The 25,324-nt window shown below is 55.3% G+C and carries 19 protein-coding genes; 7 read left to right on the top strand and 12 right to left on the bottom strand.

Annotated features, from left to right (window positions below; translation table 11 throughout):
* Window positions 1–37 precede the first annotated feature (37 nt).
* From eat to GJA01_RS08830, 3 genes are read right to left on the bottom strand one after another with little or no spacing between them, the layout of a single operon-like run.
* Window positions 38–1,402 carry an ethanolamine permease gene (eat, locus tag GJA01_RS08820; RefSeq protein WP_062505098.1) on the bottom strand — a complete coding sequence of 455 codons (1,365 nt, stop codon included), beginning with the start codon at window positions 1,400–1,402 and terminating at the stop codon, window positions 38–40.
* Entirely contained in the window at window positions 1,399–2,193 is a 795-nt protein-coding gene (gene eutC / locus GJA01_RS08825; RefSeq protein ID WP_062505096.1) for an ethanolamine ammonia-lyase subunit EutC, read from the bottom strand. The genes eat and eutC overlap by 4 nt, the downstream gene beginning before the upstream one ends.
* Before the next feature lie 2 nt (window positions 2,194–2,195).
* Window positions 2,196–3,578: an ethanolamine ammonia-lyase subunit EutB gene (locus tag GJA01_RS08830; RefSeq protein WP_062505094.1), complete on the bottom strand. Its 1,383-nt coding sequence runs from the start codon at window positions 3,576–3,578 to the stop codon at window positions 2,196–2,198.
* A 182-nt stretch (window positions 3,579–3,760) separates the two neighbouring features.
* On the opposite strand from GJA01_RS08830, the gene qhpR reads away from it, so the two are divergent.
* The 4 genes from qhpR (at window position 3,761) to GJA01_RS08850 (ending at window position 8,056) form a co-directional block, all read left to right on the top strand.
* A complete protein-coding gene (gene qhpR / locus GJA01_RS08835) occupies window positions 3,761–4,822 on the top strand; it encodes an AraC-like transcriptional regulator QhpR (protein ID WP_062505092.1) in 1,062 nt (353 codons plus the stop codon).
* Between the two features lie 40 nt (window positions 4,823–4,862).
* The gene (gene arfB, locus GJA01_RS08840; protein WP_062505090.1) at window positions 4,863–5,285 is read left to right on the top strand and encodes an alternative ribosome rescue aminoacyl-tRNA hydrolase ArfB; all 423 of its coding nucleotides are present in this window, start codon (window positions 4,863–4,865) and stop codon (window positions 5,283–5,285) included.
* 14 nt (window positions 5,286–5,299) lie between these two features.
* Entirely contained in the window at window positions 5,300–5,845 is a 546-nt protein-coding gene (locus GJA01_RS08845) for a DsbA family protein (protein ID WP_062505089.1), read from the top strand.
* A gap of 81 nt (window positions 5,846–5,926) precedes the next feature.
* Complete coding sequence (locus tag GJA01_RS08850; RefSeq protein ID WP_062505087.1) at window positions 5,927–8,056, top strand: M3 family metallopeptidase; 2,130 nt, start codon at window positions 5,927–5,929, stop codon at window positions 8,054–8,056.
* A 22-nt stretch (window positions 8,057–8,078) separates the two neighbouring features.
* On the opposite strand, the gene GJA01_RS08855 is transcribed toward GJA01_RS08850, so the two are convergent.
* Complete coding sequence (locus tag GJA01_RS08855) at window positions 8,079–9,233, bottom strand: cytochrome-c peroxidase (RefSeq protein WP_062505085.1); 1,155 nt, start codon at window positions 9,231–9,233, stop codon at window positions 8,079–8,081.
* A 155-nt stretch (window positions 9,234–9,388) separates the two neighbouring features.
* A complete protein-coding gene (locus tag GJA01_RS08860) occupies window positions 9,389–11,044 on the bottom strand; it encodes a phospholipase C (protein WP_062505083.1) in 1,656 nt (551 codons plus the stop codon).
* A gap of 383 nt (window positions 11,045–11,427) precedes the next feature.
* Here GJA01_RS08860 and GJA01_RS08865 point away from each other — a divergent pair, with 383 nt between their 5' ends.
* The 3 genes from GJA01_RS08865 to GJA01_RS08875 all read left to right on the top strand — a co-directional run bounded on the left by GJA01_RS08865 (window position 11,428) and on the right by GJA01_RS08875 (window position 17,379).
* Window positions 11,428–12,780: an inorganic phosphate transporter gene (locus GJA01_RS08865; RefSeq protein ID WP_010503231.1), complete on the top strand. Its 1,353-nt coding sequence runs from the start codon at window positions 11,428–11,430 to the stop codon at window positions 12,778–12,780.
* A 189-nt stretch (window positions 12,781–12,969) separates the two neighbouring features.
* A complete protein-coding gene (locus tag GJA01_RS08870) occupies window positions 12,970–15,339 on the top strand; it encodes a TonB-dependent receptor (protein WP_062505079.1) in 2,370 nt (789 codons plus the stop codon).
* 12 nt (window positions 15,340–15,351) lie between these two features.
* On the top strand, window positions 15,352–17,379 hold the full coding sequence (locus GJA01_RS08875; protein WP_062505077.1) for a phosphocholine-specific phospholipase C: 2,028 nt from the start codon (window positions 15,352–15,354) through the stop codon (window positions 17,377–17,379).
* Window positions 17,380–17,421: 42 nt separating this feature from the next.
* Here the strand turns inward: GJA01_RS08875 and GJA01_RS08880 are convergent, their stop codons facing one another.
* The 7 genes from GJA01_RS08880 to GJA01_RS08910 form a co-directional block, all read right to left on the bottom strand.
* Window positions 17,422–18,195 carry an SDR family NAD(P)-dependent oxidoreductase gene (locus GJA01_RS08880; protein WP_023941998.1) on the bottom strand — a complete coding sequence of 258 codons (774 nt, stop codon included), beginning with the start codon at window positions 18,193–18,195 and terminating at the stop codon, window positions 17,422–17,424.
* A gap of 17 nt (window positions 18,196–18,212) precedes the next feature.
* Window positions 18,213–19,316 (bottom strand): ABC transporter ATP-binding protein, encoded by a 1,104-nt coding sequence (locus GJA01_RS08885; RefSeq protein ID WP_010503227.1) that lies wholly within the window; start codon window positions 19,314–19,316, stop codon window positions 18,213–18,215.
* A 53-nt stretch (window positions 19,317–19,369) separates the two neighbouring features.
* The gene (locus tag GJA01_RS08890; protein ID WP_061930822.1) at window positions 19,370–20,197 is read right to left on the bottom strand and encodes a carbohydrate ABC transporter permease; all 828 of its coding nucleotides are present in this window, start codon (window positions 20,195–20,197) and stop codon (window positions 19,370–19,372) included.
* Between the two features lies 1 nt (window position 20,198).
* On the bottom strand, window positions 20,199–21,107 hold the full coding sequence (locus GJA01_RS08895) for a carbohydrate ABC transporter permease (RefSeq protein WP_062505075.1): 909 nt from the start codon (window positions 21,105–21,107) through the stop codon (window positions 20,199–20,201).
* 11 nt (window positions 21,108–21,118) lie between these two features.
* Window positions 21,119–22,435 carry an ABC transporter substrate-binding protein gene (locus tag GJA01_RS08900; RefSeq protein ID WP_062505222.1) on the bottom strand — a complete coding sequence of 439 codons (1,317 nt, stop codon included), beginning with the start codon at window positions 22,433–22,435 and terminating at the stop codon, window positions 21,119–21,121.
* Between the two features lie 32 nt (window positions 22,436–22,467).
* A complete protein-coding gene (locus GJA01_RS08905) occupies window positions 22,468–24,114 on the bottom strand; it encodes an FGGY-family carbohydrate kinase (RefSeq protein WP_062505073.1) in 1,647 nt (548 codons plus the stop codon).
* A gap of 324 nt (window positions 24,115–24,438) precedes the next feature.
* A partial coding sequence (locus GJA01_RS08910) for an aldo/keto reductase (RefSeq protein ID WP_099282340.1) occupies window positions 24,439–25,324 on the bottom strand: 886 nt, incomplete at its 5' end.

Raw genomic sequence — 25,324 nt, forward strand, 5'->3', positions numbered from 1 at the left:
TCCTGAAAGTTTCGGGGAAAGACAACAGCGAATAAACTCAGACCTCGGCCCTGATCCGAGTTTGTGCGTTCTGGTATTTTCGCATGAAGACAGCGCTTAGGATCGCCATGAATGCGATGTAGATCGCGCAGACTTCGGGATTGTAGTATGTCACGGCTGCCAGAAGGACGACTGCGCCAGTCAGAGCGATGCCGGGCAGGACGGGGTAGAGCGGTGCGTGGTAAGTGCGCGGCAGGGAAGGCTCTGTTCGACGAAGGCGGAACAGGCTGATCATACTCAGGATATACATAGTGAGAGATCCGAACACAGCCATGGTCACAAGAGTTGCCGTCAGGGACTGACCGTGAATCGAAATGACATCATCGGAAAAAATGGCTGCAATGCCAATGACGCCACCAGCAATCGTAGCCGTATACGGTGTATGAAAACGCGGATGAACTTTGCCGAGAACCGCCGGTAGAAAGCCGGCACGCGCCATGGCAAAGATCTGTCTTGCATAACCCATGATGATGCCATGCAGGGATGCGACGAGGCCGAACAGACCAAGCCAGACCAGCATATGCAGCCATCCGCTGTGCGCCCCTACGACATGCTTCATGGCCTGTGGGAGAGGATCATTCAGGTTGGCAAGAGCGTGCCAGTCTCCGGCACCTCCAGCAAAAACCATGACGCCAAAGGCCAGAAAGACAAGCGTGAGAACGCCCGCAACATACGCAATCGGAATAGAGCGGCGGGGATTGCTGGCCTCTTCAGCCGCCATGGCCACACCTTCGATGGCGAGAAAGAACCAGATGGCAAAAGGGATGGCCGCGAAAATGCCCCCCATGGCTTCCCAGCCGAAATGAGGAGCTACGCCCCAACCGTCATGCAGGAAATTGTCCCACGAGAAGGCGGGAGCGACGACGCCCATGAAGACGAGCAACTCAATAATGGCGGCAATTGTAATGAACAATTCGAACGTCGCTGCAATATGCACGCCGACAATGTTGAGTGCCATGAAGATCATATAAGCACCTAGAGCCGCGACTTTGGGCGAGAGATGCGGAAACTGAACGTTCAGGTAAGCACCGATGGCGAGAGCAATCGCAGGGGGTGCGAAAATGAACTCGACCAAAGTGGCGAGACCCGCAATCAGACCGCCCCATCGGCCCAGGGCGCGATGACTATAGGCGAACGGACCACCAGCCTGTGGGATCGCACAGGTCAGTTCCGTGAAGCTGAAAATGAAGCTCGTATAGACGAGGGCGACAAACACGGTCGCAATCAGGAAGCCAAGCGTTCCGGCTGTTGCCCAGCCGTAACTCCAGCCGAAATATTCTCCGGAAATAACAAGACCAACGGCAATGCCCCAAAGATGGAATGCACTCAGGGACTTGTTGAGATGCGACGGCGCATTGCTCATTGGTCGTTGTCCTTTTCAAGAAGGGGAACGGAAGTTTCGAGGGTTACGACTTCAGGAGCAGCATCTTTGAGACCCACGCCTGTGAGCTTCAGGTGTCTGGCTTCCCGCATCAGCCAGGAAAGCTTTGCTGCCGCAGCCGGGACAGTCATGCCGTGTGGGTGGATGTTCGAGAGGCAGTTCCGGGATGAATCGGGGCAGCCAACATACGGCCCGTAGGTCAGATAGACACCCATACTGTCCGCCACGCTAAGACCAGGTCTCTCGCCAATCATCATGACAACCATCCTCGCGCCAAGCATCACAGCAATCTCATCCCCCAAAGCGACCCGGGCCTGCGTGGCGATGACCAGAGGCGCGACGGTCCAGTCAGCAAGCTGGGCCTGCATAGCCCGGAACAGGGAAATTGCGCTCTGTTGTGTGGCAAAGGACGACAAGCCGTCTCCCGCGACGAAAACCACATCCCAATCACCTTTTGGAAGCGTAGCAGCGGCTTCGGGATCAAGTCGCCGTCCAAGATCCGGGCGGCGCAAATAGGTCGAACGGTCGGGCGCACGGCTCTGAACGCAATAATATGGCTCATCGCCCAGAGAACCCGTCAGGATTTCAATGTTCAGAGGCGTATGAACCGCATCCCTTGCCTGTGCGTGAGAGGCTTGAAAATCCAGAACATCGTTGGTTTTCAGGCCATTTCCTGTGCGGCCCAGCCCAATCCGGGCGCGGGTGAGTTGGCGCAAGTCTTGCCATGGATCTGGTATCTGGGATGTCGGGGAGGTAATGCGGTCGTCCGTCATGATCAGCGCACCATCTGGCCGAGAAGAGTCTGTCCGGGAGGAACGTCCAGAACCTTGTCGTTCCGCGCATCATACAGACCCATCCGCTCCAGCCAGCCTGCAAATTCCGGTGCGGGTTTCAAATTCAGAAGTTTGCGAAGGCTCAGAAGGTCGTGGAAGGACAGGCTCTGGTAGTTGAGCATGATGTCATCCGCACCTGGAACCCCGATCAGGAACGTGATGCCTGCCGCCCCCAGAAGGACCATCAGATTATCCATATCATCCTGATCGGCTTCGGCGTGGTTGGTGTAACAGGCATCACAGCCCATCGGCACGCCGAGCAGTTTGGCGCAGAAATGATCTTCCAGGGCGGCCCGGATGATCTGCTTGCCGTCATAAAGATATTCAGGGCCGATAAAGCCCACGACCGTATTTACCAGCAGGGGGTTATAGGCCCGTGCTACAGCGTAAGCTCGGGCTTCCACGGTCTGCTGGTCCACACCGTGATTAGCTTCGGCGGACAGCGCAGCGCCCTGACCCGTCTCAAAATACATGACATTATTGCCAAGAGTGCCACGATTGAGAGTCAGCGCTGCCTCATGAGCTTCTTTCAAAATCCCGAGACTGACGCCAAAGCCTTCATTGGCTTTTTGTGTCCCCGCAATGGACTGCAAGACCAGATCGACCGCGCCGCCACGGTTCATGATCTCGATCGTGTTCGTAACATGTGTCAGAACGCAGGTCTGAGTCGGAATGTCATAGCGCTGACGAGCGTGGTCGAGCATCTCCAGAAGGGCGAGGCCGTTCGAGACGCTGTCGGTCGCGGGGTTGATACCGATGACGGCATCCCCCATCCCGCGTAAAAGGCCGTCCAGAGTTGAAGCAGCAATTCCCTTCAGATCATCTGTCGGGTGATTGGGTTGAAGACGCGTCGCCAGACAGCCTTCCAAGCCAATGGTGTTCCGGAACTTCGTGACGACCCGGATCTTGCGAGAGACTGTCATAAGATCCTGATTGCGCATGATCTTGCTGACAGCGGCCGCCATTTCCGGCGTGATCCCGGCAGCGATGGAAGAGAGCGCTTCAGATGTGGCCTCATCGGATAACAGCCAGTCCCGGAAGCCGCCAACGGTCAGGGACGCCACAGGCGAAAACGCCTGAGCATCATGTGTATCCATAATCAGGCGCGTGACGTCATCTGCCTCGTAAGGGATGAGCGTTTCATGAAGGAACGTGCGGAGTGGCAAGTCTGCCAGAGCATATCGGGCGGCAATTCGCTGAGCATCAGAACTGGCCGCCAGACCGGCAAGTTCGTCTCCAGAACGCGCTGGGGAGGCCTTGGCCATCAGGGTTTTCAGGTCCCCGAACGTGTAATGTTCCCCTCGCAGGGTGCATCCGTAAGCCATGGCCACAATCCTGTTTCTCTGATCTACCCGAACTCTATCAGAAGACGATCCAGGTTTTGTCCGTTAGCGCAATTATATCTTTTTCGGATTGATCATGACTTGACACCAGACGACAAGGTTTTGACATTTGACAACAATCCGCCCAACACTTCGCGTTGAGTGAGCAGCAACACGAAGATGCGATGTCATCCTTTTCAAAGCCCTCCGAATCAAAGGCCCATGTTCTTGCCGCAGCCGCGGCGGGGGTGGAAGATTTTCTGACATCTCAAGGCGGAGACATGGAACGGATTGCCGGACGTTCCGGCCTTTCAACACGGCAGTTTGCCTTGCCGACCGACGCTTTGAACCTTGCGGCCTACTGTCGTCTGTTTGCCGAAGCCGAAATAGAGACCCGCAATGGAAATATCGGTCTGTGCTTCGGCCAGCAGTTCAAACCCCACCAACTTGGCCTCATTGGCTACATCGCCCTGTGTTCTGAGACTGTAGAGCAGGCCGTCCGCAATCTGGCCGCCTATTTCGGGTATCATCAGGCTTCTACTGTGACATGCCTGACCGAGACTGCTGAGACGTTTCAGCTCGATTACATGATCACTGACCCGACCATTCAACACCGCCGCCATGATGCCGAACTGACGATGGGCATGTTTGCAAATATTCTCCGAACAGGACTGGGGTCAGCCTGGACCCCGCAGGCCGTTCTGTTCGCCCACGACCAGCCGGAGCAGGCGGGAGAACACCGCGATGTGTTTCAGTCAGATATCCGTTTTGCGACAGGGCGAAATGCGCTGATCTTCCGGAGAGACAGGCTGGAGACACGGATGCCGGGAGCGGATGCTGGCCTGTTGCAGATCATGAAATCTTCTCTGGTAACATTGGCTCGGGGTCCTGAGAATGCGAAGTCAGAACAGGCACCGTCTCTGAGGCAGCAGGTCATCATGCAGATCAGGACCTGTCTGCCGCATGGGGGATGCGAGTTCTGGGAAATTGCTGAGAAACTTGCCCTCTCTCCCTGGACGCTGCAGCGTCGGCTGGGGCAGCTAGGGCTTTCCTACTCTGCTTTATTGGATGAAGTCCGTCAGATTGACGCCATTCGCCTTCTGACGGAAGCCAATAGAGACATCAGCGAAATCGCCATTCTTCTGGGCTATACCGAAACAAGTGCCTTCAGCCGGGCTTTTCGACGATGGTTCGGAATGTCTCCCCGTGTCTGGCAACAACAGAATAACGGACGCCCCAGTCGATAGGTATTTCCTGGGAGAGACCACCTCGTGTAGGAACGCATGCATGAGTGTTGAAGTCATGCCCGGTCTGATCCTCAAAGACGAAGATCTAAGAGTGACCTATATCCTTGCGTCTGGCCCGGGTGGCCAGAACGTCAACAAGGTTGCGACAGCCGCGCAGCTTCGTTTTGACGCAGCAGGTTCTCCGGCACTGTCAGAGCGCGTACGGACCCGACTGCTTGAAATTGCAGGCAGTCGCGCAACCCGGGACGGAGAAATCGTGTTGACGGGACGACGCTTTCGCACGCAGCTCCGCAACCGGGAAGACGTTATTGAACGATTGGCGGCGATGATCCGTGAGGCTGCTCATCGACAGGCTTTCCGCGTCCCGACGCGACCGGGCAAGGCGGCCCGTCAGAAGCGAATGGATGGAAAATCCCATCGGGCGGGAATCAAGCGCAACCGGAAAGTCCGTCTGGACGATTAGGAAGGAAAGACATGATGGCACATCTGTCCGCACTGAAATGGGGAACAGGCGCAAGAACATTTGAGATGTTTCTGGAGCCGACGTGCCCGTTTTCTGTCAAGGCGCTTCGCAAAATCCCTATTCTTCTCGAAGAAGTCGGAGAAGATCGGCTGACAGTGCACATCCGCCTTCAGTCACAGCCCTGGCACATGCTCTCCGGCGTGATCGTTCGCGCCATTCTCGCAGCGTCCACGCTAGAGCAGGGACGGGACAGAGCGCATGATGTCCTCCTGGCCGTGGCGGACCATCGGGAAGAATTCGAGTTCACCGATCATTGTTCTGGCCTGAATATGAACACCACTCCGGCTGAAATCCTTGCACGTCTCGAAACTTATAGCGGGGTCGCCCTCGCTGAGGCCTTTACGCTCGAAGACGTTACGAAGGCTGTAAAGTGGCATGCGAAATATTCTCGGCAGAACGGCATTCATGTCTCTCCGACCTTCATGGTGGATGGGCTGATTGATCCGGCGTTCAGCAGCGGGGACAGCGTGGAAGATTGGGCGGGCCGCCTGTTCGCGTAACCCGCTGACGAAACAGAGGGTTGGACGTTGTGCGGCTTCTCCCATACAGTCGCGGTAACGTAAGACTTTCAGGATGTTTCAATGACTTCCAACCTCTGGATCAGGGCCGCTTTCGCCCTGACACTCGGATCTTTCGCCGGAACTGAAGCTCAAGCTGCTGCGGCCAATCCGTTCTTCACGGCCAGCACGCTCCCTTATCAGGCCCCACGCTTCGATCTGATCAAGGATAGTGACTACGCGCCCGCTTTTGAGCGTGGCATGGCCGATCATCTGCGCGAAATTACGGCCATTGCGAACAACAAGGCTGCGCCCACGTTCGACAACACGATCGTGGCGATGGAAAAGGCCGGCCGTCTGCTGGACCGGGTGCAGGAAACGTTCTTTGGCGTTTATCAGGCGAATAGTGATGCAGAGCTGGACAAGGTTGAGAGCCGCGAAGCGCCGCGCCTGTCCCAGCATGAAGATGAGATCTATCTTAACGAGCGTCTGTTTGCGCGCGTCAAGAAACTGCATGATACCCGCGACAGCCTGAACCTGAATGCCGAGCAGGCGCAGCTTCTGGATGTGTATTATCAGCAGTTCGTTCATGCCGGTGCAGAGCTGTCCAAGGCCGACAAGGTCAAGCTGCGCGCCATCAACACCAAGCTGGCCAATCTTGAATCCGTCTATCAGCAAAAGCTGATTGCCGCTGCGAAAGACGGTGCCTTTGTTGTTGACAGCAAGGATGCACTGGCAGGCCTTGATGACGGTGCCATCGCCTCAGCCCAGAAAGACGCGGAAAGCCGCCAGCTGACCGGTAAATGGGTTCTTCCGCTTCAGAACACGACCCAGCAGCCCGCTCTTGAAAATCTGAGCAAGCGCGAAACCCGTCAGGCCCTGTTCGAACAGAGTTGGAACCGTGCCGAGAAGGGTGACAAGAACGACACTCGCGCCACGATTTCCGAACTAGCCCAGCTACGCGCCCAGAAGGCCGCGCTGTTCGGCTATCCGAGCTTCGCGGCCTATACGCTTTATGACCAGATGGCCAAGACGCCCGAAGCGGCCGAAGATTTTATGCAGAAGCTCGTTCCGGCCGTGGCTGCCGAGCAGAAGCGGGAAGGGGCTGTTCTTCAGGACGCAATCCATCGTGATGGCGAAAACTTCACGCTGAAGCCCTGGGACTGGAACCGGTATGCGGAGCAGGTCCGTCATGAGAAATATGCGCTGAACCAGGATGATGTGAAGCCATACTTCGAACTCAAGACGGTTCTGACAGACGGTGTGTTCTTCGCCGCCAATCAGCTTTATGGGATCACATTCAAGCAGCTTACAGATATTCCAGTCTATAACCCGGACGTTATGGTGTTCGAGGTCTTCGACAAGGACGGCTCACAGCTTGGCCTGATGTATTTCGATTACTTCAAGCGTGACACGAAGTCTGGCGGTGCCTGGATGTCCAATTTTGTTGGCCAGTCCTCGCTCCTTGATACCAAGCCCGTCATTTACAATGTTGCGAACTTCACAAAAGCTGCACCAGGTCAACCACAGCTCATTACGTCTGATGATGTGACGACCATGTTCCATGAGTTCGGCCATGCACTACATGGTCTGTTCGCAAGCCAGACGTACCCGACGCTGTCTGGTACGAATGTCGCCCGTGACTTCGTGGAATTCCCGTCCCAGTTCAATGAAAACTGGGCGCTGGACCCGAAGGTGCTGGCGCATTACGCCCGTCATTACAAAACGGGCGCGCCTATGCCACAGGCATTGGTCGACAAGATCAAAAAGGCTGCCAAGTTCAACCAAGGCTATGCGCTGGGCGAAATCGTGGCAGCAGCTGAGCTGGACATGAAGTGGCATGCTCTCCCGGCAAATGCTCCGCGTCAGGATGTGGACAAGTTCGAGGCCGATGCACTGAACAGCATGGGCCTTGATGTAGCGAACGTACCCCCGCGTTACCGGTCCAGCTACTTCCTGCATATCTGGTCCAATGGATATTCGGCTGGTTATTACGCTTATCTGTGGACGGAAATGCTGGATCAGGACGTGTTTGCCTGGTTCACACAGCATGGTGGCCTGACGCGTGAAAACGGTCAGCGCTTCCGTGACATGATCCTGTCGAAGGGTCACACCATGGATTACGGCCCGATGTTTGAAGCATTTTATGGCAAGGCACCGGACATTGAACCGATGCTGGCCCATCGCGGCCTTACGGCTGACAGCCAGAAGTAAAAACTTACGGGCGGGTGGGAGACTATCCGTCCGTCAGGGTTTCGAGGAAGCGGATGATAGCCGCCCGCTCCTCGGGCGTCAGCGCTGGCTGATCGCCCGGTTTGCGATCCATTGGGGCATCGGTTCGATCAAGGTTTGACTGATACTGCGCCGGTAGATCGTCCGCTTTCCGAACACGTCCGTGTGTATCACGGCTATAAAATAGCTCCGGCTGAATGTCTCTCAGAACATAGAAATCTAGAACCCGTCTGAGATCGTGAAAAACGCCATTATGGAAAAAGACCTTGCGGTCCGCCACGTTCCTGAGGGTCGGGGTGGCGAACATTCCACAATAGGCCCCTGACTGTTTCGACCCACCGGGCATGGCTTCGCACAGCCCAAGATCGAAATGACCGTTCTCATATGGCCCCATAAGAGCCATATTGCGTGGGGCGCCAAGAGCTTCATATTGCCGGTCAGTCAGCAGCGGTGGCAGATTTCCCGGAAGAGGTCGATCCAGATGGCACGCGGCGCAGTTGCCCTTCATGGGATCATTGAATAACCTATATCCTGCGCTTTCCTGCGGTGTAAGTCGGGTCTTTCCCTCAAGCCACGCATCGAACTTGCTATTGTAACGATGGAAAGACGGCTCTTCGATTTGGTATCGTGCCAGCGCGAACAGAGCTTCAGATAAAAGCAGATCTGGCGAGGTTTCTGCGGCTGGGCCAGCAAGAGCCTTGATGCTTTTGGTATAAGGCGCGTTTTCGATGCGGTTCCGCGCAATTAACGGCGTGGAAGCCATTTCCGCCGGATCAAAAAGCGGGCCTAGAGCTTGCTGCTGAAGGGTATCCGCACGCCCATCCCAGAAAAGCCCCCCCTGCGGCACAATGGCTGTTGCGGAACTGGCGATTGCACTTTTTGCGGCGTGTGAGGCCGTAGCCCCCGCGACAGGCAGCACAGGAGCCGTTTCGCTCTCCGGGTTGTCAGGCCCGATACTGAAATTGGGTACATGCTCCAAATAGGCGAGAGACGGGATGGCCCGTTTCCCGGGGCTTTTGAGAGCTTTCCCCCCCATGAAAACAGATTGATTATTCGATGGACCGTAGTGATGACGCGGATCGTGACAAGAGGCGCAGGACAGACGACCAGAGCCAGAAAGAAGCGGATCGTAAAAGATGTCCCGCCCTATCTGAGCCATTTCTGACAATGGTTCTATTCTAGGCCGTTGTAGGGAAACAGGGCAGGGATTGCTGCCATCTGCTGTCGGGAGGCACCCCTGAGCATGGAGTTGTCCCGATAAAAACATGCCCAGAAGGAGCCCGGAATAAAGGACTCCCCAGACTGTTCCTGAGGTCAAAGCGGGGACGCGGGCGGCTGTGAGGCAGGCGCACCCGTCTCCGGGTTCAGGAAAACAGGAGACAGACGCGGCTGACGGCCGAAATCGAACAGGTCCGCCAGGTCTGCGGCATCCGCGTCGAAAGAGCCTTGGCCAAGACGCTGACCATGCAACCAGTTATCTTCGATGAAGCGTGTAATCGAACTCTGCGTGATCTGAACATGGCTGATGAAGTTGGTCTTGGCCCATGGCGAGATTACGATCAGTGGAATGCGTGTCCCAGGGCCGCATCGTCCGTTTACAGGCTGACCAGAGACCCCTTCCGGAGCCGGAGCTGTTCCGCAACGACCGGGGCCATTCAGTTGATCAGCCGGGTTGTCATAGGACCCGTGGGTTGGCGTGACATAGGCATGATCGTACCAACCATCTGAATCATCGTAAGCGATAATAATGGCTGTATCACGCCAGTCCGGACTACTCTGAATCAGATTGATCGCGCTGACGACGCCACGTTGCTCATCCAGCGGGTCCGAATACCCAGCGTGCCCATCCTGAAGAGCTGGCATCTTGAGAAAGGATACTGCCGGAAGGTGACCCGCCCGGACGGTCGCGTAAAAATCTTTCAGATCATACTGATGGTTGGCCGGGTCTTTATGAATCCCGTCTTTCTGAAAAGTCTGACCAATGACATCGGATGATGAAGGGCGCGCATGGGTCGGATTGGCCGTGCTCGCGTAATACTGAAACCAGTTGTGATGGGGGATGTAGTCGGGAATGTTCTGCGCCACGACTGTGGAATACGTCTGGCGTTTGCAGCCCGTCGTTCCATCAGGGTTCCGAAGCGTCAGATCAAAGCCGCCCATGAAGCCACCCCAGCTGACATGCTTCTGGTTCAGAAGGTCTCCAATATTGCGGCTTGTCATCATGACCTGTTCGGTCGGAACGGAGCAGACATCTCCGGCCGGGTCAATGTCGTTAACCATAGTCCAGCCACTTTGGCCATCCGGGATGAACGGAGACTGGACTTCAGGCGTGGAGCGCTTCTGGGCAGATTTCACGATCGTCATGCCGTTCGTCTGGCCTGACACGACTTCCAGTGCCCCGGGTGTGGATGGACCGTATGTATCGGTATAAGCCGCATCGCTCATGGCGAAGTTCTGGGCATAGTTCCAAAAAGCCGTGACGGTGTTGCCGTCAAAATACCCCATGACCTGCCCACGGGTTGAGAAAGCACCTACACCGCCGGGCGTTCCACGGCCTGTATAACGCGGGAACAGATCGGCCAGACCGTGATGATACGCCTGCTGTTCGGCGCTGTAAGCATGGTTCTGATCCGCCGTGCTGGCCTGAGTGCGATCTAACCGAAACGGCAGTGACGCGTCTTTTCCGTTTTCCGCACGTGTGTTCGGGTTCTTCAGTAAAAGATCAGCTGTGACGAGCGTATTGGCACGTGGCGTATCGGAGCGCGCCTGAAATATCGGTTCACCTGGTGGGTTTACGGCAGATGGGTACGTCCCGAAGTAGTGATCGAAGGAGACGTTTTCCTGATAGATCACCACCAGATGCCGAATAGGCGTCGCGGTTTCTGTTTCCTGAGGAGCGTTTTCTGCGCGGGCTGAAGCCAACAGAAAAGGCGTGAGAGCAGAGAGAAGGAGAGTGGCGCGAAAAGTCATGCAGGCGGGAATCTAGCATCTGTTAGGGAATGGGAGGACAGGCGGCTATCTGCCCGTTCTGTACCGGCAAAAAGGACATGGAGGCCAGAGCTTTTCTCTGGTTTGGGTCTGTTGTTCCAGGCAGACATGAGTGTCTCACGCCATAATTCATGGGGCTGCTTTTTTTCGGGCTGGTTCATCGGATAGCCTTTTGAGTGAAGCAGGCGATAGAGCCACAGTTTTCTTATCCCAACGCGCGGGAAAGAATTGTGATTGTTCCATTAAATGATGGAAATAATTCCCGCCGATGAAACTTTCATGAAAGACGCTCAGGCAGTCTTTGGCAAACACCTGAATGCAGCTACGAGAATTAACCTACCCTTTACCAGGAGCTGGCATTCAGAATGCTGCACTTCGCCCCAGAGTCTATCTGGTCAATCATCGCACTTGGACTGTGCTTTCTGCTGGTCTGCGTGTTTGAATTTGCCAATGGCTTCCATGACACGGCGAATGCCGTTGCAACGGTCATTTACACCAATTCTCTCAAGCCCAAGGTCGCGGTCGTCTGGTCCGGCCTGATGAATCTTCTGGGTGTGCTCCTCGGCGGTATTGCCGTGGCTTACACGCTGGTCGAACTGTTGCCGCCAGATGTGTTATCGCCACCAAATGGGAATCCTGCGGTTCCCATGCTTGTGTCTCTGTTTGGCACGGCTCTGGCCTGGAACCTGCTGACCTGGTGGTTTGGTATCCCGAATTCATCGTCCCACTGCGTGATCGGTTCTCTTGTTGGCATTGCGATCGGAGATTCCTTTCTCCATGCCCGTGATCTGGGGCACAGCGTGGACTGGAATCAGATCTGGAAGGTTCTGACGACACTCGCAGTTTCACCACCGCTTGGCTTTATCGGTGCGGGTATTCTCTTCCTCCTCATTCGGAAGTTTGTGCACCTGCCAGCGCTGTATCAACGCCCGGAACCGCATCACAAACCCAATCCGATCGTACGCGCATTGCTGATTACAACCTGCACGTTGGTCAGCTTCTCGCATGGCAACAATGATGGACAGAAAAGCATCGGTCTCATCATGCTAACCATCATTGGCCTGATGCCAGCCGCTTTTGCCCTGAACCCGCAGGTTCCAGTACAGTACGACGTCATTCGTCAAGACGTCCAGGCGGCACGCCCACTGGTTGCAGAATTTGATCGATACTCTTTCAAGGCTGATGCAATGGCGTCTATTGATCGTCTTGAAAAAGGTGCAGAAATTCATGCGAGCCCGGCTGAGACGCGAGGAGACATCTATCAGGTTCTGTCCGGGCTGCGCTCGGTAACGTCCAATCCCGCTGCATCGGATAAGCAGAAGAAAGAAGCTGCATCTCTCGCCAAAAAACTTCGTCCAACCGTGGAATACGCACCCTTCTGGGTTCGTCTTCTCAGTGCGCTTTGCCTCGGCATCGGGACGATGATCGGGTATCGTCGTATTGTTCAGACACTGGGCGAGGGGATTGGCAAAGCTCACCTAAACCCTGCGCAGGGCGCAGCTTCCGAAGTTGTCGGGGCAGGCTTGATCATGACCGCTGGTTATACAGGCCTGCCGGTCTCCACAACGCACATCATCACGTCCGGTGTTGCAGGAACGATGGTGGCGTCCGGGTCAGGAATCAACATGCATATGTTGACCAAGATTGCTCTGGCGTGGCTCTTTACCCTGCCTGTTACAATTACGGTTTCGGCATTGCTGTTCTATATTCTTGCCTGAGAAAGTTCAGAAAAATCCGCTTTCCTATCGAAAAGGCTCGCCATTCGGCGGGCCTTTTTTTGTCCGTGCTCTTAAATGTGAAAACCATATTGCAATGTCTTGAAACGATAACACGACAGAAAGGAACCGCCTTCATAACGTCCCCGCAAATTCACGGGCCGATTCACGCCCTAGCGGGAATACACAAGAATGAAGATGATGCTTGCCCTGACGACCTGTCTGAGCGGAATTGTCGCTCTCTCAGTTCCTCAGACTGTGTTTGCCAACGATGCAGCTTCCAGTCATTCCCCGCTAAAGGCCACGTCGCACACTACACAGGCCAAAAAAGTATCTGCCAAAAAGAGCGCGCCGCGATCCACTGAAGCGGCATCCGCAGAATCCGTCGTTGTTCTTGGGGCAGGCGCCGCGCGTGAGACGCAAACCATTTCCCGGAGGGCCATTCAGGAAATGACGCCAGGAACAAGCCCATTCAAGACGTTGTCCAAACTGCCAGGCGTCATGTTCACGTCGTCTGATCCACTGGGATCTTATGAATGGTCACAGCAGATTATTATTCGTGGCTTTGACCAAAGCCGCCTCGGCTTCACGATGGACGGCATTCCTTTGGGAAATCTGGCCTATGGTAATGATAACGGGCTCTCTATCGGTCGCGCTCTTGAGACCGAAAACAATGGCCCCTCAACGCTGACACAGGGCGCGGGTGCGCTGGGTGTAGCGGCATCGAACGATCTGGGCGGTGCGTTGCAGTTTACATCCGTCGATCCGACCAAAAAATTCGGTGTAGATGTGGCCGGAACGATCGGCTCGGCGTCAACCTGGCGTACATTTGCCCGTATTAACAGCGGCGAACTCAAAGGCGGTGGCCGCTTCTATGTGTCCTACAATCATCAGGATGCCAACAAGTGGAAGGGCGACGGTGTTCAGGTTCAGGACCAAGCCAACGCCAAGTATATTCAGCCATTCGGAGAGCATGTAAAACTGACAGTTTTCGGGGACTGGTCCAAGCGTAAGGAAAACGATTATCAGGATCTTTCGCTCGCCCAGATCAGTAAATACGGATACAGGCTCGACAACATTACAGGCAACTATGCTCTCGCCAAGCAGATTGCCACGGCCTATCAGAACGGCACGGCCTTTCCATCCAGTGTCGAAAATCAGGACACCGTCTATTACAATGCAGCAGGTCTGCGTGAAGATGCCATGGGCTATGGTCGCCTGGATTTTGATATCACGAGCCGCCTTAAAGGCTTCGTGACCGGATATGGTCATACCAACACGGGTGAGGGCGCATGGGTCACACCCTATCTCGCGACGCCAGCGGCTCTGGGAGGCTCACCGCTGACGACCCGTACCACGGAATATGACATCCACCGTGCGGGCTTTATCGGTGGCCTGACATATAAGATCGCGAACCACACAATCGACTGGGGCTTCTGGTTCGAAAACAACAATTTCGAGCAGGCCCGACGCTTCTATCCGCTTCAGGACAGCGGGGCTCCGTCATCCATTCACTGGTATCAGGGAAATTCTTTCTACACCCAGTGGCAGAGCACATTTAATACCAAGACATATCAGGTCCATCTGGGCGACACATGGCAGATCATGCCAGCACTGAAGCTCACCTATGGCTTCAAATCTCTCATCGTGGATAACTCTGCCCGTGCTCTGAGCGGCAATCTGATGGGGACACCGACCGGCACGACCTATCCGTCCGGCTCTTTAAGTGCCTCGAATGGTTTTCTGCCGCAGATTGGTGCGAACTATCGCATCAACCAGCACAACGAAATCTTCGCAGACTACGCGCGCAATATGGCCGCTTTTGACAGCGCCCAGACGTCAGGTCCTTTCTCCACAACGACCGCTGGCTTTGAAGTGCTTCAGAAGAAGCTGAAGCCCGAGATGTCCAACACGGAAGAGCTTGGATACCGTTTCCATAACCGGACGTTTCAGGCTTCCGTTACAGGGTATTATGTCGAGTTCCAGAACCGTCTTCTGGCTGTGACGCAAGGCGTCGGCATTCAGGGAAATGCCTCGGTTCTGAGCAACGTGGGTGGCGTTACAGCGCGCGGCGTGGATGTCGCGGCGAACTGGAAGTTTGCACGGAACTGGTCGCTGTTCGCGTCCTATGCTTTCAACAACTCCCTGTATGATGACAATGTGTATGCGGATGGCGTTGTGTCTGCCCGCATCAAGGGGCGGCACACGGTTGGTATGCCATCAAATCTTGCCAACGTAGAACTTGGCTATGATGACGGCGCAATCTGGGGGAACGTCCTGATGCAGTTTCAGGACAAACGTTACTACACCTATACCAATGATGCTTCCGTTCCAGCCAACGCCGTCTTCAACCTGAATGTTGGCTATCGCTTCCAGAGCCAGAACTGGTTCCTGCGGGGGCTGGATGCGCAGATCAACGTCACGAACCTCTTCGACAAGAAATATGTGGCGACGGTTGGAAGCAATGGCTTCGTCAATTCCGACCCATCCGGAACCTTCCAGACGCTTCAGGCCGCAGCACCCCGCATGGTCTTCTTCACGCTTCGCAAGCACTTCGACTGATTGGACCCGCACATGACCGGACCGCTTTCCAGCCGACGCAGATTTCTTGAACTGGGAGCCGCTTTTGCGGCTGCCGGAACACTGCCCGGTAATCTGCAACAGGCTCTTGCGGTTCCGGCCAACCGGAAAACAGGCACCATTCAGGATGTCGAGCATGTGGTGATCCTGATGCAGGAAAACCGCTCTTTCGATCATTATTTTGGATGCCTGAGCGGTGTGCGGGGATATGGAGACCCTCGTGCCGCACAGCAGCCCGACGGAACGTCCGTCTTCGCACAAAAGACTGCTGAGGGTTCAACGGTTCTGCCGTTCCGCATGAACACGGTGCATACTTCGAGCGCCTGCATCGCCAGCTTGGATCATAGCTGGAAGGCCAGCCAGAGAGTCTGGAACGAGTGGGATTGCTGGATCCTGCACAAGACCGCCATGACGATGGGCCATTTCACGCGCCGGGATATTCCGTATTACTACGCGCTCGCAGATGCCTTCACGATCTGTGATGCCTATCACTGCTCGATTTTTGGGCCAACCAATCCAAACAGGCTCTTTCTGTTTTCCGGAACAAACGGATTAAGCGTCGGACATGATGGCAAGCAGGCGGTCGAGAACGTCGATGACGGGAACGTCTCGGCCGATATGCGCCACGACAATCCGAAATTTCAGTCCTTTCAATGGACGACTTACGCCGAAGAACTTCAGAAAGCTGGTGTGTCCTGGAAGGTTTATCAGGAATACGACAATTTCGGAGACAACGCTCTGGCAGGGTTTACCGCTTTTCGGGGGCTTTCCGAGCAGTCCTGGCAATATCAACAGGGGCGTCGGATTGTTGAAGGCTCCACGGCTGAAAATGCTGCGACATCCGAAGGGCGCTTCCTGATCGAGGCATTTGAAAAGGATGTGGCTGCAGAGACATTGCCTCAGGTCTCCTGGATTGTGCCTGCTGCTGCGCTCTCTGAACACCCGAACGCACCGCCCGGCTACGGCGAGCATCTGATCTCACGCCTGATGGATGTGTTTGTCCGCCATCCGGACGTATGGTCTAAAACAGTTTTTATCCTGAACTATGATGAAAATGACGGCTTTTTCGATCATGTTCCTCCTCCGGTTCCTGCACTTGAAGGAGACGAGGGAAACAGCACAGTGTCTGTCAATGGTGAGAGCTATCATGGCGTTCCTGTAGGTCTTGGACCGCGCGTACCTGCCATCCTCATTTCCCCGTGGAGCAAGGGCGGACGTGTCAATTCGGAAGTGTTCGACCACACGTCTGTTCTGATGTTTCTTGAAAAGCGCTTCGGTGTTCAGGCTCCAAACATCACACCCTGGAGACGGTCTGTCTGCGGGGATCTGACATCTGCTTTTGACTTCTCCGTCAAAGATACACGCTGGCAGGCCGATCTTCCCAATACAGACGATTACATGCCGCAGACCCGCAAGTCCTGCATATTGCCTCCACCTCTGGTTCCACAATACCAGACGTTGCCATGGCAGGAAGAAGGGCAGAGGGCGACGTGTGCTCTTCCGTATCATCTGGCAGCAGACCTGATGGTGAACACAGAGAAAGCCGAGATCGTTCTCAACAACACAGGTGTAAAGGGAGCAGTTTTCCGCCTCTCAGGGTCTGGTCCGTCACGCCACTATACTGTTGGTGAGGGAGCCACATTAAGTATTTCGCTCCATCCGCATGATGACTTCACGCTTTCTGGACCCAACGGTTTCTACCGCTCTAGCAAAAACATTTCAGACTTGCAGGTCCGTGTTCGCGAAGAGACGGAAGGCGTGACGCTGTTTCTCAAAAGCATTGCGTCGGAAGGTGCGGAGCTGGTCGTTGAAGACGCCTATGGTGCGACAGCTGACTGGACTGCTCTTCTAAGGCATGGGCAGGAACTATCCCGCTTTTATCCGCTTGCTGGAAGTGACTTCTGGTACGATCTGACGATCACCCGTCGCAAGGGCGGCACAGCAGGGCATATACAGGTTGCCGGGCATGTAGAAACCGGACGACCAAGCCGGACCGATCCGTTGATAAGCCGCCGGAGTTGAGACATCCGGGCCTGATGACAGGCCCGGTGTTTCGAATGTTGATTACCAGACAGTAAAGCCAGCATCCACGTTGACGATTGAACCCGTCATCAGGCTTGCAGCGTCCGAGGCCAGAAAGTGCACGACGGAGGCGACTTCGTCCGGCTGCCCTACACGCCCCATTGGTGTCCCTGCAATCCAGGCATCATACAGCTCCGGCTTTTCCATGCCGAAGCGCGTCAGGGTTGTTTCGATATAGGTTGGAGCAACGGCGTTGGCACGGATGCCGTGAGGTGCCCATTCCGCGGCCAGGGAGCGGATATACTGGTGCACACCTGCCTTGGAGGCATTGTAAGCCGCCTGCTGCTGTGGGCGGTTAACAATCAGCCCGGACATGGAGCCAATCGCAACAATCGCCCCTTTCTTCTGCTCAAGCATAATGCGACCTGCAGCCTGGCAGCAGCGGAACATGCCATTCAGGTTGATGTCGACCTGCTTGAGCCACTGGCTGTCCGTCATGTCCTCCGCTTTAACTTCGGAAATACAGATCCCGGCACAGGCAACCAGAATATCCAGATGACCTTCCTGCTCATGCACGGTCTTGATAGCGGTCTGGACGCTTTCCGTGTTCGTAACATCCATACGAATGCTGCTGACATCCAGCCCTTCTGCGCGAAGTTCCTCCGCAGCTTTTGCAGCCAGAGCCTCATCCAGATCCGCGATTACAACGCGCGCGCCAGCTTCAGCCAGAGCCGTCACGCAGGCCAGACCGATATTCTGTGCACCGCCGGTCACAACTGCGGTACGGCCATCGAGACGAAGTTTTTCCATGTACATTTTAAGTATTCCTGAGTTCAGGCGGCGAGGGGATGACGACGACAGGCCTCAAAGGCCAGTCCATCAGGGGCAAAAAGATGACAGTACTGAGGCGGTAACGTCAGGCTAACGCGTGTTTCGACTTCGATGTCTGTAAAGCCATCCGTCTGGACAACAACGACCTGACCGTCTTCCAGACGAACGTGAACGAGTGTGGTCGCACCCAGCCGTTCGATAACTTCGACGATGCCGCTATTCGGGCCGGGGGCGGCGAGTTCAAGATGTTCAGGCCGGATACCGAGCGTGAGCTTGGTGCCCGGCAGAATTCCGGGCGGGGCGACTGGAACATGCATGACTGTTCCGTCCCGAAGCTGAACCGTGGAGCCTTCTGCGTTGCCATCCTGGAAAATGGCTGAGAAGAAGTTCATGGGAGGGGACCCGATGAACTTCGCCACGAAGAGGTTGCGAGGGTGATGGTACAGTTCCAGCGGAGAACCGATCTGCTCAACAACACCCTTCTGAAGAACGACAATCTTGTCAGCCATGGTCATGGCTTCGACCTGATCGTGGGTCACATAGATCGTCGTGGCACCAAGTTTACGATGAAGAGCCGAAAGCTCCACACGCATCTGGCCACGCAGAGCGGCGTCAAGGTTGGACAGCGGTTCGTCGAACAGGAATACCTTGGGGTTACGGACAATAGCACGCCCAATGGCCACGCGCTGACGCTGCCCACCTGAAAGCTGGCCCGGCTTGTGATTCAGATAGGGCTCAAGCTGAAGCGTACGGGCAACATGCTCGATCTTCTGCCTGCGCTCTGCCTCCGGCATCCCGGCAAGCTTCAGACCAAATTCCATGTTTTTGTAGACGTTCATATGCGGATAGAGCGCATAGGACTGGAACACCATCGCCAGACCGCGCTTACCGGGCTCCACGTCGTTGACGCGCTGACCATCAATCAGCAGGTCACCGGATGTAATGTCTTCGAGGCCAGCAATCATGCGCAGAAGTGTGGATTTACCGCAGCCAGATGGCCCGACGAACACCACGAATTCCTGGTTCTCGATCGACAGGGAAATGCCCTTGATAATTTCTTCCGTAAGATACGTCTTGCGGATGTTCTTGAGTTCAAGCGTGGCCATGGGTCAGATCCCGTTTTCAAGCATAGGGGCAACGGCAGGAAGGAAGAGGTCGGTCACTTCACGGCTCCGAATGTCAGGCCGCGGACAAGCTGCTTCTGGCTGATCCAGCCAAAAACAAGAATGGGAGCCACAGCGAGGGTAGAGGCGGCGGAAAGCTTGCCGAAAAACAGCCCTTCCGGGGACGAGAACGAGGCAATGAAAGCCGTCAGCGGAGCGGCATTGGAAGACGTCAGGTTCAGGGACCAGAAGGCCTCGTTCCAGCAGAGGATCAGCGACAGCAGGGCCGTGGACGCAATGCCGGGTAATGCCAGAGGCAGAAGGACCATTGTCATTTCCTGCCAGCGGGTAGCGCCATCCATACGGCCCGCTTCCAGAATGGGAGCCGGGACTTCACGGAAGAATGTGAACAGCATCCAGACGATAATCGGTAAGTTCGTGAGCATATCCACGATTGCCAGACCGGTGCATGTGTCCAGAAGGTGCGTGTTGCGGGCCAGGAGATAAATGGGAACCAGTACGCCAACCGGGGGCAGCATCCGGGTCGAGAGCATCCAGAGCAGCGTGCCGCGCGTTCGTTTTGAAGGCATGAAGGCCATCGAGTATGCGGCCGGAATGGCCAGCAACAGGGCGCCCGCTGTCGCACCGACTGACACGATGACGGTATTAAGTGCAAAATGCCAGTAACTGGCACGCTCGAAAACTTCCGCATAGCTGCTGAGCGTGGGCATAAAGAACAGTTTTGGCGGCGTTGATACCGCTTCCACTTCGCTCTTGAAGCCGGTCAGAATCATCCAGAAAATCGGGAAAAAGAGCCAAAGAGCAATGCCCCATCCCAGAAGGGTGACGGCAATCCGAGTACTGCGTTTCGTTTTGACGGCCATCTCACACCTCCAGATTGCGAGCAACGGAACGGACGAGAAAGACCGCAACGATATTGGCGATGATGATGGCGATAATACCACCGGCAGACGCACCGCCCACATCGAACTGAAGCAGGGCGCGAGAGTAAATCAGGTAAGCCAGATTGGTGGACGCCACGCCAGGGCCGCCAGCCGTCGTCACAGAAATTTCTGCGAAAACCGTCAGCAGGTAGATCGTCTCGATCATGACCACGACACTGATCGCACGCCCCAGATGGGGCAGAATAATATGACGGAACCGCGCGATAGGACCTGCGCCATCCATACGGGCGGCTTCTTTCTGCTCGCTGTCCAGCGACTGAACGGCTGTGAGGAGAATAAGCACGGCGAAAGGCAGCCACTCCCATGCAACGATCATCATGACTGTCAGAAGCGGAAACTTCGCCAGCCAGTCGATCGGTGTGAGGCCGACAGCCCGCATCATGGCGGAATAAACGCCATAAATCGGGTGCAGCATCAGGTTCTTCCACAGCAGGGCCGAGACCGTTGGCATGATGAAGAACGGGGAAATCACCAGCACACGGGCAATACCACGCCCGAAAAACTCCTGATCATACAGGACAGCCAGAAGTGTCCCGCCACCAACACTGATGACCAGCACGCCAGCTACAAGAATGAACGTGTTGAGGAGGGAGTGCAGGAAATCAGGATCAGTCAGCAGGTACCAGTAATTGCTGAACCCTGCGAAGCCGTGGAGCGTCGGGTCCACAAGATTATAGTTCAGGAGGGAGTACCACAGGGTCATCCCCAGCGGGACAAGCGACCAGACCAGAAGAATCAGAACAGCCGGAGAAAGAAGCAGGAAACCTGCTCCTTTTCCCTTCTGCGCGGAGGCTCCCGGTGTGGGGCTATGTTCGACAACGGCCTGCATCGCATTGGGCCTTATTTAGCGCGGCCAGACTGGCGCAGCGAACGGGTGATGGAAGACTGGGCGGACGCAAGAGCCTGATCGACCGTCATCTGACCGGAGAGTGTAGCGGCAACGGTCTGCCCAACCTGCGTTCCCATGGCCTGGAACTCGGGAATGCCAACAAACTGCGCACCGGTGTAGGGGCGAGGCTGAGCCGTCTGTCCGTTCGGATCGGCTGTCTTGATGGCGTTCAGCACGAAAGAGGCGAAGGGGGCGGCCTTCTGGTATTCAGGGGCTGCATAGGTGGATGCGCGCGTGCCGGCAGGAACAGCAACCCATCCTTTACGGTCGGCAACCAGCTTCACATAATCCTTGGACGTCGCCCATGTAATAAAGGTCTGGGCATCGGCACTCTGATGGGAACTGACCGGGACGGCGAGGCTCCAGGCCCACAGCCATGTCGGGCCCTTGCCATATGGACCTTTGGGAGCCGGTGCGAAACCAACCTTGTCAGCCACCTGTGACTGCTTCGGGTCGAACAGCAGACCACCAGCGACGGTGGAATCAATCCAGATTCCACAATGGCCGCTGGCAAACAGGGCCAGATTTTCATTGAAGCCGTTGGACGTGGCACCCGGAGGGCCATCTTCCTTCATCGCCGAAACGTACCATGTCAGCGCCTTCTTCCAGGCATCAGACGTCAGCAGAGGCTTCCAGGACATATCGAACCACTGCGCGCCATAGGTATTGGCCAGTGAACTGACATAAGCCATGTTCTCGCCCCAACCCGGCTTGCCGCGCAAACAGATGCCATAGACCTGACCGGACTTGTCCGTGATCTTGTCCGCAAACTGGCGAATCTGGTCGTAAGTCGGGTCTTCTGGCATGGTCAGGCCAGCCTTCTGGAACAGATCCTTACGGTAATAGGTCATGACGCTTTCTGCGTAAAAGGGCAGGGCGTACAACTTGCCGTCAGACGTCAGAGCTTCACGGACAGATGGGAGGACGTCATTTACGTCATAGGCTGCATCCGGCTTGAGTTCCGTCAGCCAGCCCTGCTTGGCCCAGATGGGAACTTCGTAGTTGCCAATGGTCACGACGTCGAACTGCCCTGTCTTCATTGCGATATCGGTCGTAACACGCTGGCGAAGGACGTTTTCTTCCAGTGTTACCCAGTTCAGATGAATATCCGGATGGGCTTTCTCGAATTCCGAGGAAAGCTGCCGCATGACGATCATATCGCCGTTGTTCACGGTGGCGATTGTCAGGGTGCCAGCAGCATGAGCTGAAGAGAGAACTGAACCGCTCAAGAGAAGGGTCAGGGCGCAGAGTGACTTTAGACGGGACATGAAACTCAGACCTTTCAAAAAAGGATGCAGGATCAGTGAGAAGGGGCAGGTTCGAGGACGTCCCGCATCTGCTGACGCCATGCGAGTTGGCTATTCAGCATGTCATGGCAGATGGAACGTTTGGCTGCATGATAGGCGGCCGTGCGCTCATCAGGCAGGATTTCGGTTCCGGCATGGCTCATCCGGGCCATGGCGGTGCGAAGGTCAGCGTATTCTCCGCTGGCAACGGCGCCAAGTATGGCTGCCCCCAGAAGAACGGAGTCCGGCTCTTCGGGCAGGAGAATGCGACAGCCTGTTGCGTTAGCATGCTCACGCAGGAAAACGTGATTCTTGGTGCTACCCCCCGTGGCGAGGATCGTGTCGATCCGGTAGCCCTGTGCATTGAGCGCATCAATGATGTCTTTGGTGCCGTATGCGAGACCTTGCAGCGTAGCGAGATACAGCTTCGCCAAATCATCTGCAGTAGCGGAAAGGCTTAGCCCACTCACCACGCCCTTGAGGTCAGGGTCAGCGTGGGGCGAACGATTACCATGGAAATCCGGAAGCACATGCAGGTTCGCCGTGCTCGTTCCTGGAAGTTTATCCTGCTCAAGAGCGTCTGCACGATCGTTCAGCAGGGCGTAGATATTCGTCCCAGACTGTTCTGCTTCCTGCTTGAGGGCAGGACCAGCAGCATGCTTGGAAATGACAAAATCGATCAACGCGCCTGTTGCAGACTGGCCTGCTTCATTGAGCCACATGTCGGGAAGCATAGCGTTCCAGTATGGCCCCCAGACTCCCGGAACAAATCGGGCCTCTTTGGAGGCTGCCATATGACAACTGGACGTGCCGCAGATTAGTGAAATTGAGCGCTCAAGCACATCGTCCGAAAGTGCTCCAGATGCTTCAATGCCGAAGACGCCGATACCACCTGCATGCGCATCAATAGCAGACACTCCAACAGGAATACCGGGCTCAAGCCCCAGTTCAGCGGCAGCTTCAGCACTCAGACCTTCGCCAACGATCCCGCCCAATGCACGAATATCATTACCAATCCGGGAAAAATTGTTCTCTGTCAGTTCCTCAAGACCAATGGCTTTGAAGTACGTGTCATCCCAACGATCTTCATGAGCCAGATAGGTCCATTTACAGGCCGTGGAACATGCTGAGCGAGAGGGAGATCCCGTAGCCCGCCATGTCAGAAAATCTGGCAGATCGAAAAAATGCCCAGCTTTGGCGAAAATATCCGGCAGGTTACGTTTGAGCCAAAGAAGCTTTGGCGTTTCCATTTCCGGGGAGATTTTGCCTCCCACATAACGCAGGACGTCGTAGCCACCGGCATTAATTTCGGTGGTTTCCTTCAGGGCACGATGATCGGCCCACAGGATAATATCCTGCCCATCCGCACCTTCAGGATCGACAGATAACGGACGGCCTTCTGGATCAAGGACGACAAGAGAGCAGGTTGCATCGAAGCCAATACCTACAATCCGATAGGGCTGATCGAGTTTGGAAAGCGCCGCGCGGGTTGCGGTGCAAACAGCCTCCCAAATATTAGCGGAAGACTGCTGGGCATAGTTGGGGGCTGGCGTCCATGTACGTGTCGGCTGGACGGCAGAGGCCTTCTTTTCCCCATCAAGGGTAAAGAGACCTGCTCGGGCGCTCCCTGTTCCAACATCAACTCCAAGAACCAGATCCATAAGGCCATACCCAGTTTGTAACGTGCAGATTACCAAGATCCCGGGAGAGCTATCTTTTCAGAGTCATTCACAACGCCTGAGACCTTCAAGGCCATGACAAGCATGGATGACCTTGGAAGAAGCTCGATAACGCTATGTTCTGTCACTCCAAAAGATAACGCTTATTCCAGAATACATAACGGTATTTATGTTACATATAGCAGATTGGCTGTCCATAGCGCGAAATGGAATTTGGAAAAGAAAACGTACAGATCGCAAAAAGATGAATGTCGCGGAGATCTGGAGAGGGGTCGGCAAGCAGTGCCGCCCTCTTCAGACAATAAGTTATGCTGCAACAGGGACGGGGGCATCTTCGGCCAGAAGGTGCTCGGTCTTAAGGTCGCTCCAGAACTCTTCTGGAATGTGATGGCTGAACCATGCCAGGTTTTGCGTGAGCTGACTGGTATTCCGGGTGCCTGCACAAAAAGACGAAATCGCCGGGTGTGCCACGACAAACTGTAGAGCCGCCGCAGGCAACGGAACGTGATGTCGTTTACAAACGGCCTCAATGCGGGAAACGCGTTCGAGAATATGCGGCGGGGCAGGAGCGTAATTATATTTAGCCCCCTTTACAGCGCCTGTGGCGAGAATACCCGAATTAAAGCCCCCGCCGACAAGCAACGTGACATTCCTTTGTTCACAAAGCGGTAGAAAATCCCGCAAAGCATCCTGTTCAAGTAAGGTGTAACGACCCGCAAGCAGAAAGCAGTCGAAATCATGCTGTTGAAGGGCGGTATGACAAACTTCCCATTCATTCACACCAACGCCAATAGCCTTGACGACACCCTCGGTACGCAGTTTTTCAAGCGCGCGCCAGGCTCCGTCCATTGCCTGTTTGAAAGCTTCTGGCTGGTTTTTCCCGTGTGTGAACCGGTCAATGTCATGGATAAACACCATATCGATTCGTTCAAGAGCTAGTCGCTGCAATGAATCTTCAAAAGATCGCATAGTCCCATCATAAGTATAGTCAAATCTCATGCGGTTGGGTGCTGCATTGACCCAGGGGGCGAAATCGATTTCGGCACGATGTGCGGCGTGCAGTGTGCGACCAACTTTCGTGGCAATGACAAAGTCATCCCGATTTTTCCACCTGAGAGCCTGTCCGAGCCTCAGTTCCGCCAGGCCATGACCATACATCGGGGACGTATCATATAGCCGGATCCCTGCATCC

The sequence above is a fragment of the Gluconobacter japonicus genome (assembly GCF_002723975.1).
GTDB classification, from domain to species: domain Bacteria; phylum Pseudomonadota; class Alphaproteobacteria; order Acetobacterales; family Acetobacteraceae; genus Gluconobacter; species Gluconobacter japonicus.